This window comes from Enterovibrio norvegicus DSM 15893, assembly GCF_900115495.1.
Lineage (GTDB): Bacteria > Pseudomonadota > Gammaproteobacteria > Enterobacterales > Vibrionaceae > Enterovibrio > Enterovibrio norvegicus.
Map to the genome: position 1 here is coordinate 45,669 of NZ_FOWR01000001.1, position 14,338 is coordinate 60,006.

At 47.4% G+C, this 14,338-nt stretch carries 14 protein-coding genes; 8 read left to right on the forward strand and 6 right to left on the reverse strand.

Annotated features, from left to right (window positions below; genetic code table 11):
• Positions 1-132: 132 nt before the first annotated feature.
• Positions 133-699 (reverse strand): elongation factor P-like protein EfpL, encoded by a 567-nt coding sequence (efpL, locus tag BM082_RS00210; protein ID WP_017011449.1) that lies wholly within the window; start codon positions 697-699, stop codon positions 133-135.
• A 516-nt stretch (positions 700-1,215) separates the two neighbouring features.
• On the opposite strand from efpL, the gene BM082_RS00215 reads away from it, so the two are divergent.
• The 4 genes from BM082_RS00215 to BM082_RS00230 all read left to right on the forward strand — a co-directional run bounded on the left by BM082_RS00215 (position 1,216) and on the right by BM082_RS00230 (position 6,870).
• Complete coding sequence (locus BM082_RS00215; protein WP_050999833.1) at positions 1,216-1,797, forward strand: NUDIX domain-containing protein; 582 nt, start codon at positions 1,216-1,218, stop codon at positions 1,795-1,797.
• A gap of 408 nt (positions 1,798-2,205) precedes the next feature.
• Positions 2,206-4,368, forward strand: a complete 2,163-nt coding sequence (locus tag BM082_RS00220) for a TonB-dependent receptor plug domain-containing protein (protein ID WP_017011452.1) — start codon at positions 2,206-2,208, stop codon at positions 4,366-4,368.
• Between the two features lie 76 nt (positions 4,369-4,444).
• A complete protein-coding gene (locus BM082_RS00225; protein WP_241814567.1) occupies positions 4,445-4,942 on the forward strand; it encodes a YfiR family protein in 498 nt (165 codons plus the stop codon).
• Complete coding sequence (locus tag BM082_RS00230) at positions 4,939-6,870, forward strand: diguanylate cyclase domain-containing protein (RefSeq protein WP_017011454.1); 1,932 nt, start codon at positions 4,939-4,941, stop codon at positions 6,868-6,870. The genes BM082_RS00225 and BM082_RS00230 overlap by 4 nt, the downstream gene beginning before the upstream one ends.
• 181 nt (positions 6,871-7,051) lie before the next feature.
• Here BM082_RS00230 and BM082_RS00235 read toward each other — a convergent pair whose 3' ends face one another.
• A complete protein-coding gene (locus tag BM082_RS00235) occupies positions 7,052-7,561 on the reverse strand; it encodes a hypothetical protein (protein WP_244275868.1) in 510 nt (169 codons plus the stop codon).
• A gap of 515 nt (positions 7,562-8,076) precedes the next feature.
• Here BM082_RS00235 and BM082_RS00240 point away from each other — a divergent pair.
• Positions 8,077-8,883: a tRNA (adenine(22)-N(1))-methyltransferase gene (locus BM082_RS00240; protein ID WP_017008413.1), complete on the forward strand. Its 807-nt coding sequence runs from the start codon at positions 8,077-8,079 to the stop codon at positions 8,881-8,883.
• On the opposite strand, the gene BM082_RS00245 is transcribed toward BM082_RS00240, so the two are convergent.
• Complete coding sequence (locus BM082_RS00245) at positions 8,873-9,073, reverse strand: hypothetical protein (protein ID WP_017008412.1); 201 nt, start codon at positions 9,071-9,073, stop codon at positions 8,873-8,875. The genes BM082_RS00240 and BM082_RS00245 overlap by 11 nt on opposite strands.
• 154 nt (positions 9,074-9,227) lie before the next feature.
• Between BM082_RS00245 and BM082_RS00250 the strand changes: the two genes are divergently transcribed.
• Positions 9,228-9,851, forward strand: a complete 624-nt coding sequence (locus tag BM082_RS00250) for a LysE family translocator (RefSeq protein ID WP_074924794.1) — start codon at positions 9,228-9,230, stop codon at positions 9,849-9,851.
• Positions 9,852-9,951: 100 nt separating this feature from the next.
• On the opposite strand, the gene BM082_RS00255 is transcribed toward BM082_RS00250, so the two are convergent.
• Positions 9,952-10,821, reverse strand: a complete 870-nt coding sequence (locus tag BM082_RS00255; protein WP_074924796.1) for a LysR family transcriptional regulator — start codon at positions 10,819-10,821, stop codon at positions 9,952-9,954.
• 116 nt (positions 10,822-10,937) lie between these two features.
• Here BM082_RS00255 and BM082_RS00260 point away from each other — a divergent pair, with 116 nt between their 5' ends.
• Together BM082_RS00260 and BM082_RS00265 are read left to right on the forward strand one after the other, a co-directional pair.
• The gene (locus tag BM082_RS00260) at positions 10,938-11,603 is read left to right on the forward strand and encodes a glutathione S-transferase family protein (RefSeq protein WP_017015351.1); all 666 of its coding nucleotides are present in this window, start codon (positions 10,938-10,940) and stop codon (positions 11,601-11,603) included.
• Between the two features lie 213 nt (positions 11,604-11,816).
• On the forward strand, positions 11,817-12,923 hold the full coding sequence (locus tag BM082_RS00265) for a M20/M25/M40 family metallo-hydrolase (RefSeq protein ID WP_017015352.1): 1,107 nt from the start codon (positions 11,817-11,819) through the stop codon (positions 12,921-12,923).
• A gap of 509 nt (positions 12,924-13,432) precedes the next feature.
• Here the strand turns inward: BM082_RS00265 and BM082_RS00275 are convergent.
• Positions 13,433-13,657: a hypothetical protein gene (locus BM082_RS00275; RefSeq protein WP_017008404.1), complete on the reverse strand. Its 225-nt coding sequence runs from the start codon at positions 13,655-13,657 to the stop codon at positions 13,433-13,435.
• Between the two features lie 149 nt (positions 13,658-13,806).
• On the reverse strand, positions 13,807-14,337 hold the full coding sequence (locus BM082_RS00280) for a hypothetical protein (RefSeq protein ID WP_017015354.1): 531 nt from the start codon (positions 14,335-14,337) through the stop codon (positions 13,807-13,809).
• Position 14,338 lies beyond the last annotated feature (1 nt).

Here is a 14,338-nt window from a genome sequence, read left to right on the forward strand (position 1 = left end):
TGCTTTGTCTGCTTTGTCTGCTTTGTCTGCTTTGTCTGCTCCTTCTCGCAATCTCGCTCCTCGCATCTAAAAACAAAAAAGCCCCGATATCGCTATCGAGGCTTCTGTTCGTTGAACGAGTTCGGCGTGAAATTATGCGCGGCTCATGAATTTGTGTTCAACGGTGTTGATGCGGATTTTGTCGCCATTACCGATGTACTCAGGCACTTGAACAGTCAGGCCAGTAGAAACGGTAGCTGGCTTAGTACGAGCACTTGCTGATGCGCCTTTGATAGAAGGAGACGTGTCAGTAATAACCATATCAACGGTTGATGGCAGTTCAATTGCTACAGGGCGACCGCTCACTGTTAGAACTTGAATACCTTTGGTTTCTTCAGTAATGAACAGGATTTCTTCTGCAATGGTTTCTTTGTTGAAGTGGTACGGCGTGTAATCTTCGCTATCCATGAAGATGTACTCGTCACCATCGATGTAAGAGAAATCCGCAGCGTGACGGCTGAAGTCAGCCAGTGGAAGCATGTCATCCGCTTTGAAGCTTTCATCATACTTTGCACCAGTTGCTACATCGTAAAGACGCATTCTGTACAGGCTAGTGCCTGCACGGCCAGCTGGAGTCAGCTTAGCAATGTCTTTAACCGCCAGCACTTTGCCGCCATGTTCGATAACTGCGTTCTTTTTAATTTCACTTGCCTTTGGCATGGTCATTTTTCCAATTGAGAAAATTTGGCAAGAAAATATCACGATTCTAAATTTTGGCAAGATGTTGGACGCAGAGATGGTGAAAGAACCACCGGTGAAGGCGCTCTACGAGGCATTTATCACGTATTCAAGGCCTAAATACGTGCCTGAGACACCGTGTAAAAAGGGCCGCTGAAAAATTTGTTGAACAACAATGCAATCAAAATTGCGACTGATTCGTTAATGAAGGAAAGCATTGTGTTTTACATGCGCCTTTATTCATTCACACAGGATCTCCTATGAACAAAGACAGTACGCGATACCTACATTAATCGCTTAGATTTTTCGGTGGTCACGCCGTCGCAGCTTCATGTGAAAGATTTGGATGGCGTGAGTGTGTCGCTGTGGGAAGAAAACGGTTTGTTGATGGGCCTCGCCAAAAAGCGTCAACCGGTATGTAATTCCGTGTGTTTTTGTACTTTTCCAACTGGGGACACGCGGGTATATTGCGTTGTATTCGATATCATTTTTTCGCCTATGACTTGTCTGAATAGGGTGTGCGAGAGAGCAAAACAGGGATGCACCGTGATAAAGCAACTCGAGAGTAAAATTGTTTACCAAAACAAGTGGATGAGCGTGAGAGAAGATAGAGTTCTTCGACCAAGTGGAGCAGAAGGCATCTATGGGGTAGTAGATAAGCCAGATTGTGCAGCGATCATCGCCATCGACAACGGCTTCATTCATCTGGTTCAACAATATCGCTATACGGTGCAAGAGCGTTGCTGGGAAATACCACAAGGGGCGTGGGAGTCGTCGCCTGACGCTGACCATCTTGATCTAGCAAAAGGGGAGTTGCGAGAAGAGACCGGGTTAGATGCGGCATCCATGACTTACTTAGGTGCTCAGTTCATCGCTTACGGCTTTCTTAACCAAACCTGCCATGTTTATCTCGCGACGTTCCTGACGCAAAAAGAAAACCAACTCGACAGTGAAGAAGAAGATTTGATCACACGCGCTTTTCCCGTGGATGAATTTGAACGCATGATCATTGATAACGACATCAAAGACTGCGTGACAATATCTGCTTATGGTTTGGCCAAATTGAAGGGGTTGGTGTAGCGAGATTGACAATGGTAAACGGCCATTCATTCCCTTCAGGTTAGCTTGTCCCCTCATTACGCTAATGGCATTGTTTTACTTTTGGATAATCTCGACCTGATATTGTTGTTGGGTGGTATTTGTTTTGTGTTTTTGCGACGGAAGATTGGCAAAATGTCGTTTAAATATACACATTTATGACATTTTTATGGCGCTGAGTGAGGGATATCGCAGAGACGGCTAAAAACCACAATATATCCGTGTGCACAACAAAGTTTCGTTCTTATAATGGCAAGAAAATGTATTAAATCGACTTTAAAAACATCGATTTAGATAATACGTGTCATAACAAGAAGCAGTTGAGCAAAGACGCCCAGTTTTACACTTCCATGTAAGCGTGGAGAAACGTTTCGCTCATGGAAAAATAATATGCGTATAGCCTCTCTAGCAATCCTCATCGCAGGATTGAGTACCAATGTCCCCAAATCTGCATTCGCCGAATCAGAACTCGATGAATTGCTTAATATGTCGCTTGAATCTCTTTCCGAAACCAAAGTCGTTTCCGCCACGCGTACTGCCCTCAGTTTGGCAGACACACCTGCCGCTGTGCATGTCATTACCGCCAAAGAAATCAAACGCTCAGGTGTTCGCTCAGTCGCGGATGCGTTGGTGCTTGCCCCAGGTCTGCATGTCGCAAAGTTCTCCAACTACGATTGGGGCATTTCTGCGCGAACCACCAATGAAGCTTTGAGTAACTCCATGTTGGTAATGGTGGACGGTCGAAGTGTTTTTAATGGCATGTTCTCCGGCGTGGATTGGGATCTTATTCCCGTTAGCCTTGATAATATCGACCGAATTGAAGTGGTGATGGGGCCTGTTGGCACCATTTGGGGTGGCAATGCCGTGCACGCCGTCATCAATATCATCACGTTAGACGCAGAAGATGTGTTACGTCGTCACGTTTCTGTGTCCGTCGGTAATTATGAATACCAAGAGTATCAGCTTCACCATGGCGGTCAGATCAGCGAAAATCTGCATTTAAGTGGGTACGCCGAGTTTGTTCAACACAAACCTTGGACGAGTGACGAGGAACGCGTAAAGCCGCTCCAACAATACAAGGTGTATACCGAACGGTTTGGACTGAGAAGTGACTATCAGCACCTCGACCGCACTGTCTCCGTGCAGCTTGGCGGCATTCGTTCCCGAGAAGACTATCAATGGGGGTACTACGAGCCTCACTTCCTTAACCCTGGGCATGATGGACCGGATTTCAGTGCTTTCGACACCGAGCTTTTGGCTGAAGAGTACTTTGCAGGCTTGAAATGGCTTCAAGAAGTGGACGAACAGCGTCAGTGGGAGCAGCAATTCTGGCTCACTTACAGCAGCAGTGATGGTTCTGACCGCAATGCGTCGTTTACGCGATTTGACTCTGAAACGCGGTATACCGATCAGAATGTGTTTGGAGGAAGCCTGACACTCGGCTTGAACTACCGATTGATTGACGAGCACTTCGACTCCTATGATACGAAGTCGTCTTATACCCTGCCTTATGCGCGAGTGACGGATGAGCCGGATTTCACGAACCAAAGCGTGGCGGTGTATCTCAACTATTCCTACCCACTCACTGACACCACAGAACTGATGGTGGGGAACCGTTGGCAGTACTTCAACTTGGTTGAAGACACGTTCGCGCAGCCACAAATTCGTGTGATGCAGAATTTGGGTGAAAATCAGCGGCTATGGGCTGGTTGGGGGCGTGCCGTGATCACACCGTCTCGCTTAGATCGCTCTACAGATTTCCATCAAAACATTTATGGCAGTGATGTGATGTTTTGTACGGCAACGCAACCCGTACAATGTCTGCCAGATAATTATGATTATCTGAAAAGCATTAGATACCTCGGTAACGAAGATATCCCTGTCCCTAAAATTGATACCTTCGAGATTGGCTATCGCTTCTGGGATGACAGGCGCATTCAGTTTGATGCAAATCTGTTTTACAGCGAAGAAGATGGTATTCCTGCTTATCAGTTGCTCAGTGCTGATCGTTATCTCTTTGGTGAAAACTCATCACCTGGCACTGCGGGCACCGTTGTTGATGTTTACAGTTATCAATTGATCACGCCGCTTTCGGCGACAACCTACGGCGGCGAGTTAAGCATGAAGTGGTCAATGAATTCTCAGCTTCAGGTGAATGCCAGTTACGCCTATAAACAGATCGAAGCGAAATGCGAAGGAAGCATATGCGGAAAGACCGAAGCGCCGATGCGCTCATACGAGAATGAACCGATGCATCTAGCGGGTGCGCAGGTCATGTGGGACGTTACGCCAGAGTTTTGGGTGAGTAATGTGGTTCACTATGTATCGGGATCTCATCCTGACGATGCCATCCCAACAAAAGAGCAATATGCGTGGCCTGAAGTGGTAACGTGGGATCTGATTTTAGGGTGGCAATATTCGCCACGTGCCCCTTTGTTTACTTTGACGGTTGAAAACCTCTTGAACGACCAAGTGAACGAGTTTCCTGATTCCATGGGCGGTTTTGATAATGGCACGCAATACTGGCTAGAACTTGATTGGCAGTGGTACTGATTATTTGATGACAAGGCAGCGTTTCCGTCACAGACAAGATTCAACGCGCTTTCACCGGTTCATTCTTGGACTGGTGATGCTTGCGTTGTTGTCTGTGTGCTTGCCTGTTCGAAGTAACGACTTCCAAGACGAAGATTTAAAGGCAGTGTACTTGTACCGTTTTGCATTTTTGGTGAATTGGCGAGATATGCAGCCAGCAGACGGTCGTTACGATTTCTGCGTCTATGGCGACAGCAGTGTGAGCCGTCGGCTTCAAGACATTGCAAACTCAAAACCTGAACAAGTGCAATATCACAACATAAAAGTCAGTGGTTCTTCTCAAGAACCTTGCCAAATCATTTACACCCCCGAGCGTGCCAAAGAACACATACGCACACTGCATAATCAATATCCCGATGCGTTGATTGTGGGTGAAGGTAAACGGTTCTCTAAGGCGGGTGGCATGATTTCGTTTATTAAAGTGAACAACCGCGTCAAATTACTCATTAATAGAAAGAATATTCAGGGTATGCCCTTTACTTTGCGCTCGCAGCTACTATCCATCGCCGTTATAGACGGGGAGGAGGAAATATGAATCGTCGCTGGATTAACAGCCTTCCTCTTCGCGTAAAACTTATCATGCCGATCTGGCTCTTGCTGACGCTTGGCATTGCCGTTGTTGGGCTTGCAGTGACGCACATTGTGAGTAAGAACCTCGATCAAAGCTTACTGAGTCGAACAGAAATCATGGCGAACGGTGCTGCGAGTAACTTAACGGCGGCACTGGCGTTTGAAGACAGGGCTACGGGTAGAGAACAGCTCGCAGCCTTGAGTTATGATCCTGATTTGATGGCAGCCCGCGTAACCCGTGTTGATGGCTCAGAATTTGCGAACTTGATGCGCCTGCCTGATGATTGCTTCACCATGGGCGCAGGGATCATATGCTCGAAAACCCCATTCACCAAAGTCTCGCGTTCCATTTCATTGGGAACGGATGTGCTTGGTCACATCGATTTGTTTATGTCACGCAGCGCCATCGTGAACGAACGAAATAGGCTGATCTTGTTCCTTGCTCTTGGAACGGTATTGTTGTCTCTGTTTTCTTGGATGTTCGCGCAGTTATTACACCGTATAGTCTCTTACCCACTGGCTTCTCTTCACCGCTCAATGTCGAACATGATCCGATTGGGTATTCATGGTCACACGATCCCGATTTATCACAACGACGAACTCGGTCGCCTCACGGATTGTTTCAACGATTTGGTGAGTAGCCTTGAGGCGCGTGATAAGCAATTAAACGCGACGTTTAAACAGCTGGAAGAAAAGAATAGCTATATCAATCAGGTATTGGACACCATGGATCAGGGTGTCATGGTTATCGCACCGGGCGATCTGGTCACGTATTACAACCCTGCGGCCGCTGCACATTTGGCGCAGCTAGGCTGTGACCCAAATGACTTGGGGCAACTTCTGCAAATTTTGGAACCTTCGTCAGTGATGCATCAAGTCTCAAATGCCATTGATGCGCATCAGCCGCTGACAGGACTGGAATTGCACCACCGCCACACGAACAGATTGTTCCGTGTAAGCACACACCCAATGGCGACCGCGAAGCACTCTTTGCTGCAATTTGAAGACATCACTCAGCAACATGTTGCGGAACAACGCCGTAAAATGGCGGAGTACATCTTTGACCAGAGCAAAGATGCCACCTTGGTACTGTCCCGAACGTTAGTCATTGAAGCGCAAAATGCGGCGTGTATTCGTCTGTTTGGTCAACATCGTCATTGGTCAGAATTGAGCGTGGATCAACATTTACGCTTTGGACGCCCTGAAGTGAAAGCGCTGTTGTCTAATGGTAGTCATCAGTGGCAAACCCATATGCTCTCTGCATTAGGCACCAGTTTGCCGTGCCAAATTTCAGTGCGCACACTGACAAATCGCCAAGGGAAAACCGAAGCCTTTGTGGTGTCCATTATCGATCAATCAGCGGCGATGGAAATTAAACGCCTCAACCATTTGGCAAACCATGACCCACTCACTGGCCTTGCAAACCGTGTAAGGGCACAGAAGCAATTGCTCCGTAGCCATGATATGGGCTGGGATGTGCACGTGCTGTTCGTTGACCTTGATGGCTTCAAAATGGTGAACGACCAATTTGGTCACCGAGTCGGTGACGAGTTGCTGAAAGTGGTCGCAAGACGATTATTGGCCAGCGTGGCTCAATCCGATATGGTGGCACGCCTCTCTGGGGATGAGTTCTTATTGATCATCAATAATGCTGCCGAGATTGAACCTGTCGCTGAGCGTGTTCTTCATAAATTAAGTCAGAGCATCATCATTGACGGCGCAAGGCCTCAAATCAGTGCGAGTATTGGTATCCGTCATTGGCGAGCGGGAGAGAGCGGTACGTTTAACGCGATCATCGAACAAGCGGATAAGGCCATGTACGCGGCGAAAGAAGCGGGTAAAAATCGCTATGCGATGGCGACTGAGGGAAGCCAAGAAAGCTCCGTATCCTAACTGCCTTAAAACACGGCCGTGGAAAACGTCAAAGGTAGAAACGTCAAAGGTAGAAACGCCATAGATTGCGCACAAACGAAGCGGCAATCGATGGCGTTTTATTTTGTGTTTTCGTTAACCTATACCCAAACAACCTCAAGACACTTTGAATCCTGAATCCTGAGATTATTTGGGTATAGTGTCAGAGAATCTTACTGGCTATTTTCTGGCAACGTGTAGTGACGCTACTCTCGTTTGACTTTGTAAATGCGGATTGAGATAGCCAAGAAATATCCCATTCTGATGATTTTGTGCGCATCAATCCTTTACGTAAAATAGGCACAAGTGGCTTTGACATGTCATTATTTGCTTTCACATCAAAGTCGATATTATTCTCCACCAATTTCCCGTCTTCTAATTTCCATTTTCCATGTGCAGACACATTAAAAGAATATGCATCCATTGGCTTAGGGTTTTGAATTATCGAGATGGCTTGGGTATCTAAACCGCCATCACTGAGGTAGGTAATGTCTGCGTTAAACGCTGTTTTTTGGCTGGATGAGGATACAGTGGTGCATTGCCATGATCCCAGTATTTTTTCTTTTATATCAATGTATTGAAGATTACTACTGGCCAGTTGCTGTTGTGTGTTGTCAGTCGATGCGCAGCCTGAAACTGCCGCGCAAATCATGAGCGGTATGAGTCCCTTCACGATACTGTGTCCCTTTTTGTCTAACCATTCATAATAAATAGCGGTGCGAGGCACGGCCACTAATAGGGGAAATAATAAAACTGGATGATTCGGTATTACTGTTATTTTTATATGTCTTAATAGTCATCAATTGCCTAATTTAGTAATCAATGAATAGGCAGTGTTAAATGCCATGGCAAACCCGTATATTCTATTTATTGTTTATCGAGTGTTGCGAGAAAAATAATATCTTGGTTTCACATTGCAGAGTGTCAACAGGATGAGATTGCCGAAGATATTCCGCGACAGGTGTGTTAGGCATCACAGAAATGAATTGAAAATCGAAAGAGTGCGTAATCTCGCATCACATGCAAACTGTTTTCCCCCTGTTTATTGCTGACTAGAAAGCGATCGAGATGAAAGCGATAAGGCACGTTTTTAACGAGGGTGATTTTGCGAGGGAAGACATCGCAGGCAGTGAAACTGTCTCGTTAAACGGTTAATCAAGTTTTTGTTAATCCATACTTTGTGAATCTATGCTGTGCGAATCAAAGCTTCGTGGATGCCGTCATTGGGATTACAATGCGCCGGAATTTTTATTACCCCGCAAAACCGCCTTCCTGCGAGTATGCTTTCAGACGGACACCTTCTTGAAACTCAGTAAAAGATTGACGCAAATCGATGCGATGGTTGCATCAGGCTATGACCATGTGTGGGACTGCTGCTGTGACCACGGTTTTCTCGGTTCAGCCTTGCTTGCCCGCAGTGCCGCACCGCATATCCATTTTGTCGATATAGTTCCCGCACTCATGGACACGGTGAACCAGAAGCTACAGCGGTACTTTGTGCATGCCACTTCCGCATGGACCACGCACTGCATCGACGTCGCAGCACTGCCTTTATCGCAATATCAAGGTAAGCACTTAGTGATCATTGCTGGGGTTGGCGGTGATCTTATGGTGACGTTTATCTCAGCCATTCGCCGCCGTTATCCAACGCTGGAATTGGACTTTTTGCTTTGCCCTGTGCGCCACCAGTTTTCATTACGTGAGCACCTTATCTCGCTCGAATTCTCCATGCTGCACGAGGCGTTAGTCGAGGAGAATAAGCGGCTTTATGAGGTGTTATTGGTTTCTACAGCGAGTGATGCTGGTTTCTCTGTTCATCCCGTCGGCGAGCGCTTTTGGCAAACGCAAACACCAGAGCAATCCAAAATTGCGTTGCATTATCTCAGTAACACGCTGAACCATTACCGCCGTCTGCAACAAAGCCAGCAAGAATCCGTTTCTCATATTGTTGAGGCGTACCAAGCGGTTAAGTTGCACGGCCTCTTTAGACGTTAGGAAAGACGAAGAAGTAAAAACCACCGTAGAAAAAGATAAACAAGATGGACGCGAAGAGCCCTGCGAAGAAATGCGATTTGTTGTCGTAATAGTCGATGAACCCACCTGCAAACAGCACGCGCTTGGTGGTGAACGCGTAAATCACGTTCGCGAATGACACGATAGTGGCGATGAGAAAAACGATGTCCATAAATGCATAACCAGTCTGTGAAAAGATGTGATTCTACGTGAACGGTTCTCGACCATAAGATTTGCTCTTCCTCGCGAAAAACTTTCATCGATAGTGTTCACATTTCTGTGTTAGCTTCGCGGAATAACAAAACAAAAAACACGGAGGAGTCGACATGACGTTGGAAGGGGCGGTGACGTTCACCATTGCGATATTCATTTTTGTTATCACGCCTGGACCTGGCATTTTTGCGTTAGTGGCTCGAGCCATGACGCGAGGTGCAAAAGACTGCTGGGCGTTGGCGTCTGGTATGGTGCTCAGCGATTTGGTGTACCTTATCTTGGCCTGTTTTGGTCTGGCGACCATCGCGGAAAATTATGCCACCTTGTTTGTGGTTATTCGTTATGTGGGTGCGGCGTACCTTATCTACTTGGGTTACAAAATGTTTGTCGCCTTGCCGCAAGCGCAAGACTTGGCAGATCAATCAGAGACCAAGCACTCAGGCCATGTGGCGGCCTTTATACAGGGCTTTTTGATTTCGGCATCAAACCCTAAAGTGATTTTGTTTTATATCGCATTTTTGCCAACCTTCATGGATTTAACGGTATTGAGCTTAGGCGATGTTGCATTGGCGGTTGTGCTGGCGTGTTTTGCTTTGATGAGTGGTGCGATGCTGATGGCATTTGGCGCGGCGCGTATGGCTCGCATGCTGAAAACGGAAGCTGCACAGCGCAAACTGAACCGTTGTGCAGGTTCTGTCATGATTGGTGCAGGCGCGTATTTGGCCGTGAGCCGATAAAGGCTTAAAACGGCTTTCTGAAGCGCTATTTTCAAACAACAAAAAAGCAGCCGACATGGCTGTTTTTTTATACCTGTTGCAGCGAGTTTTGCCACACCGTCTAAGCGATACTGGCTCGTTCGCTATACCTTGCGGCAAAGGTTTGTGCCAGCGAAGACACCACAGATGCAGACAACAATGGGTGAGCGCGCGTTGCCGTCACTAACACAATATCAATGGCGGGTAACGGCGGAAGATTCACATGGGTGATCACGTTGAGATCGTCTGGCACGCTATTGGATGCCATGGCGGAGATCGCAACGTTACTTCTAACCAAACCTTTCAACGTGGAAGCGCTGGTGGTGAAGGCATATAAGTCCACATCAATGCCAAATTTCCCCAGTCCATCCAAAGCGGTAGTGTGAAATTTACAATTCTTATCAAACAAGGCAAGGGGGAGCGGGCGACGAAGCGGAAGCTGTTTATCGCTGCCCATTATCCACACACCTTGGTCGTGCTGCAGCAACCAACCTTCATCGGAATCAGGGGCGCGCGTTACCACGACCACGTCGAGTTCTCCGCTGTCTAAACGTTGTCGAATACGCGTGCTGGATGCGCATAAAACATCAAAAGTAATGTGTCCATTTACGTGTGCCCGAAGTGATTCAAGAAGCCGTGGTAGCAGGCTTTCCGCATAATCATCAGGACAACCAATGCGGATAGGGCGAGAGGCATCTTCCTGTTTAAACGCGATCAAGGCTTCATCATGCCCAGCAACAAGGCGTCTTGCGTGGCTCACTAGACGTTGCCCCGACAAACTCAAACTGAGGGGGCGTTTATCGCGATTAAACAGCGTGCTACCCAATTCTTCTTCAAGCCGTTTAATCTGCATACTAATGGCAGATTGCGTGCGATGAATTTGTGCCGCTGCACGCGTGAAGCTGCCAGTATCGACAATGGCGAGGAAGCTTCTGAGTGAGTCGATGTCCATGACTGATTTTTCCTTACATCACAAAAGCGAATACTTAGTATCAATACTTTGCGTTAGAAACCTAACGGCTTGCTCAGCATACTGGTTTCATCAACGTAAATGCAAAGGAGTGCAAAGTGAAATTATTTATTGCAAACAAAAACTATTCGACGTGGTCATTGCGTGGTTGGCTGGTACTTCGCGGTTTCGACATTGATTTTGAAGAAATTGAGCTGTCGCTTTTCACTGATGAGTTCTACGACGAACTGAAAAAATACAGCGGTGCGGCGAAGGTGCCAATGCTGGTGGACAATGGTGTTCCGGTCTGGGAATCACTTGCTATTTGCGAATACGTGAACGAGCAATATTTGCAAGGAAAAGGCTGGCCAGAAAATGCTGCTGACCGCGCAAAAGCCCGTGCTATCTCCTCTGAAATGCACGCAGGTTTTGGTGGGGTTCGCAGTGAAATGCCAATGAACATTCGTGGTCGCCGCAAAATCACGCCCTCTGAAACGTGCCTAAAAGATGTGCAGCGCATTGACGATATTTGGGCAGAGCAAATGGAGGCGTTTGCGGATAAAGGCGGCTATCTGTTTGGCGAATTTTCCATTGCGGACGCCATGTATGCACCCATTGCACTGCGTTTCCTCACTTACGGCGTTCAACTGTCCGAGAAGGCCCAAATCTATGCGGATAACATTCTTGCAAATGCGGCGGTTCAGCAGTGGGTGGAAGAATCTAAGCAAGACTTGAGCGTGGTGCCGGAAGACGAAGCGGGCATCGAAATCAATGCGTATGCTTAGCGTCTCGACGACAAGCGTGAAACGGACCGAGTAATAACACCCTCTCAATCCTATCGATTTACCATACCTTTGACGGGCGTAAGCCCGTCTTTTTTTGCCCCAAACCGTCAGTTTGTCACCAAATCGGCCATTTCTTTGATGTAACCCATCTAATCGGTTTTTCACTTCCGTTTAAGGTGTGGCTTCATCCCGCAGAAAAGAAGTCGCACACCGATGACAAACATTAATCAAGAAAGACTGGTAGAGCATTTTATTGAGCTGGTGAAAATTGACAGCGAGTCAGGTAACGAGAAAGCCGTTGCCGAAGTGCTTGCGGAACAACTGGGCCAAATGGGCTTTGAAGTGACTAAGCTTCCTGTCCCAGACACCATTTCAAATGGCTTTAACATCTACGCGAAACTGCAAGGCGAGCGAGAAGGCAGCATTGTTTTCAGCAGCCATATGGATACGGTAACACCGGGTATCGGTATCGAGCCAATCATTGAAGACGGCATTATCCGCTCTAAAGGCAACACCATTTTGGGTGGCGATGATAAATCGGGCATCGCAGCGGTGATGGAAGCGGTTCGCACCATCAAGGCGAATGGCGAAGCGCACAAGACCATTGAAGTCGCGTTCACCGTGTATGAAGAGCTTGGTCTTGAAGGCGCGAAGCACTTTGACATGAGCAAGATTGAGTCGAACCAAGCGATCGTGCTTGATTCAGGCGGCAACATTGGCACCATCATTACCACGGCTCCAGGTCAGCAGAGTCTGAAAGTGACTATCAAAGGTAAGCCTGCGCACGCAGGTCTGGCACCTGAAACAGGCATTAACGCGCTGACCGTAGCCGCTGATGCGATCAGCAACATGACGCTAAGCCGTATTGACCATGAAACCACCGCAAACATTGGCGTAGTGCGTGGCGGGCAAGCGACGAACATCGTGATGCCTGAGCTATACATTGAAGCGGAAGCGCGTTCACTGGACGACGAAAAGCTGGCGAAGCAAGTGGCGCACATGGTGTCAACGTTTGAAGCCGCGGCTGAAAAACACGGTGCCGAGATCGAAATCGAGTCTACCCGTTCTTACAATGCTTACCGCATCGCGGATGATAACCCTCATGTTGTCGCGATTAAAGCCGCATTCGAAGCCATAGGCATTGAACCAATGACCAAGCCAACGGGCGGCGGTTCTGATGCGAACGTCTTTAACGAGAAAGGCCTCACCACGGTTAACTTGTCTACCGGTATGTCAAAAGTTCACACCACTGATGAGTTCATCGCGATTGCTGATATGGTGTCTGTGACTGAATTTATTCGTTCATACCTGACGCGTTAATTTCAATCATACGATTTTTCAAAGCATCAAATGCCGCCTACATGGGCGGTATTTTTTTATCCAAGCACCTTGTATGAAAACCTGCTTCTAGGGAAACCAGACACTTAGGCTATGTTCTATGCAAATGGAAACAGCAACGTATGCCAACAGTACCGCCATCACCCGAGTGAAATACGCAAAGTAACGGGGGTGTTCGATTTGCCGTCCAAGCGCTCCGCCAATGAGTGAGTAGGAAAGGGGCGCACCAAAGGCCAATATCGACAGGGCGGTTGACCACAACCCCCCAGCCATGCCTCTGATTTTGCCAGTCGTGACAAAAAGCGCATCGTGACAGTGAAGGACGTATCGCTTTTAGGTGTAGCAGCTGCGAGTTGGTGTGATACTAAACGGTTGGTTCGATATAAACCGATGAGTGACATCCGCAGACAGACGGAAAAACAGACAAAAAAGAGGCAGCGTCTTTAGACACTGCCCCTATTAAACAATCATTTCTTAGTGCTTAGGCCGTATTAAAAACCGCCGCCACTTTCAGGATAACCAAATGTTGAACCGCAGTGGTCACATTGTTGGTAAGAAGATCCAAGCATCACATCGATGGAGTTCGATATTACGATGGTTGCGCGGTGGAAAAGCGTGCTGTTTGCGTCCGCTTTCAGTGGCTCTAGGTCGATACGTTGGTGCGAAGTCATACACGCACACTCGTTACAAAATAGTTTGTTTTCTTGGTCTGCCATGTCGCCTTCCTTGGTTCGGTGAACAGATTCGGATGACTTCACCCTACGTAGCGTGACGCTGAAAAATAGGCCAACGCCCTATATTTGAGACTCATATCACTGTATCTGACGATGACTGCTGACGATTTGAACACCACGAACAGAAATGTTTACGAAGACGTTGAATGCTGGACGCTCTCTTGTTTTGCGATCTTCTTTCGTACATTGATGGCGCAGCCTTTGTCATTCACTGGGCCTGATACCGCTAAAAATAGGGGAGGGGTAGCTGTATCTGGAGACAGCAAACCTTCGACGCTATATTTCAATCTTGCCGTATATGCATGAGCTGTGAGCATTGAATTTATTGGTTCTCCGTCTAGGAAGTATTGGATGTCATTCTTATTAAGGTACTGTGCGAGTAGCATGTTATCGCTCGCGTCCTTACCCAAAATATTAACCAATATTTCCTGGTGGCATTGGGCTCGTGAGAGCACATACACATAGCTGCTGTTATTGGTGTTTAATGCTGCTTTTAGATCAAGTGTCCAGCCTGAACTTGCTACGGTCTCTAAGAAGTGTGTCTCTGTTTTTTCATGTTGCGTGATAGAGGCAGTGCTCGTATAGCGAGCCACCTTTTGACCAAGACTCACTGTGGCGATGAGGATGAACAGGAAAATACAAACGAAGTGGGTTCGCATCATG

Bases quoted from the DNA above. Each gene is read 5' to 3' on its own strand.
- BM082_RS00225 (WP_241814567.1), top strand. From the start codon at position 4,445: ATGCTTGCGTTGTTGTCTGTGTGCTTGCCTGTTCGAAGTAACGACTTC.
- BM082_RS00250 (WP_074924794.1), top strand. From the start codon at position 9,228: ATGACGTTGGAAGGGGCGGTGACGTTCACCATTGCGATATTCATTTTT.
- BM082_RS00230 (WP_017011454.1), top strand. From the start codon at position 4,939: ATGAATCGTCGCTGGATTAACAGCCTTCCTCTTCGCGTAAAACTTATC.
- BM082_RS00245 (WP_017008412.1), bottom strand. From the start codon at position 9,073: ATGGACATCGTTTTTCTCATCGCCACTATCGTGTCATTCGCGAACGTG.
- BM082_RS00280 (WP_017015354.1), bottom strand. From the start codon at position 14,337: ATGATGCGAACCCACTTCGTTTGTATTTTCCTGTTCATCCTCATCGCC.
- BM082_RS00220 (WP_017011452.1), top strand. From the start codon at position 2,206: ATGCGTATAGCCTCTCTAGCAATCCTCATCGCAGGATTGAGTACCAAT.
- BM082_RS00215 (WP_050999833.1), top strand. From the start codon at position 1,216: ATGACTTGTCTGAATAGGGTGTGCGAGAGAGCAAAACAGGGATGCACC.
- BM082_RS00265 (WP_017015352.1), top strand. From the start codon at position 11,817: ATGACAAACATTAATCAAGAAAGACTGGTAGAGCATTTTATTGAGCTG.
- BM082_RS00240 (WP_017008413.1), top strand. From the start codon at position 8,077: ATGCTGTGCGAATCAAAGCTTCGTGGATGCCGTCATTGGGATTACAAT.
- BM082_RS00255 (WP_074924796.1), bottom strand. From the start codon at position 10,821: ATGGACATCGACTCACTCAGAAGCTTCCTCGCCATTGTCGATACTGGC.
- BM082_RS00275 (WP_017008404.1), bottom strand. From the start codon at position 13,657: ATGGCAGACCAAGAAAACAAACTATTTTGTAACGAGTGTGCGTGTATG.
- efpL (WP_017011449.1), bottom strand. From the start codon at position 699: ATGCCAAAGGCAAGTGAAATTAAAAAGAACGCAGTTATCGAACATGGC.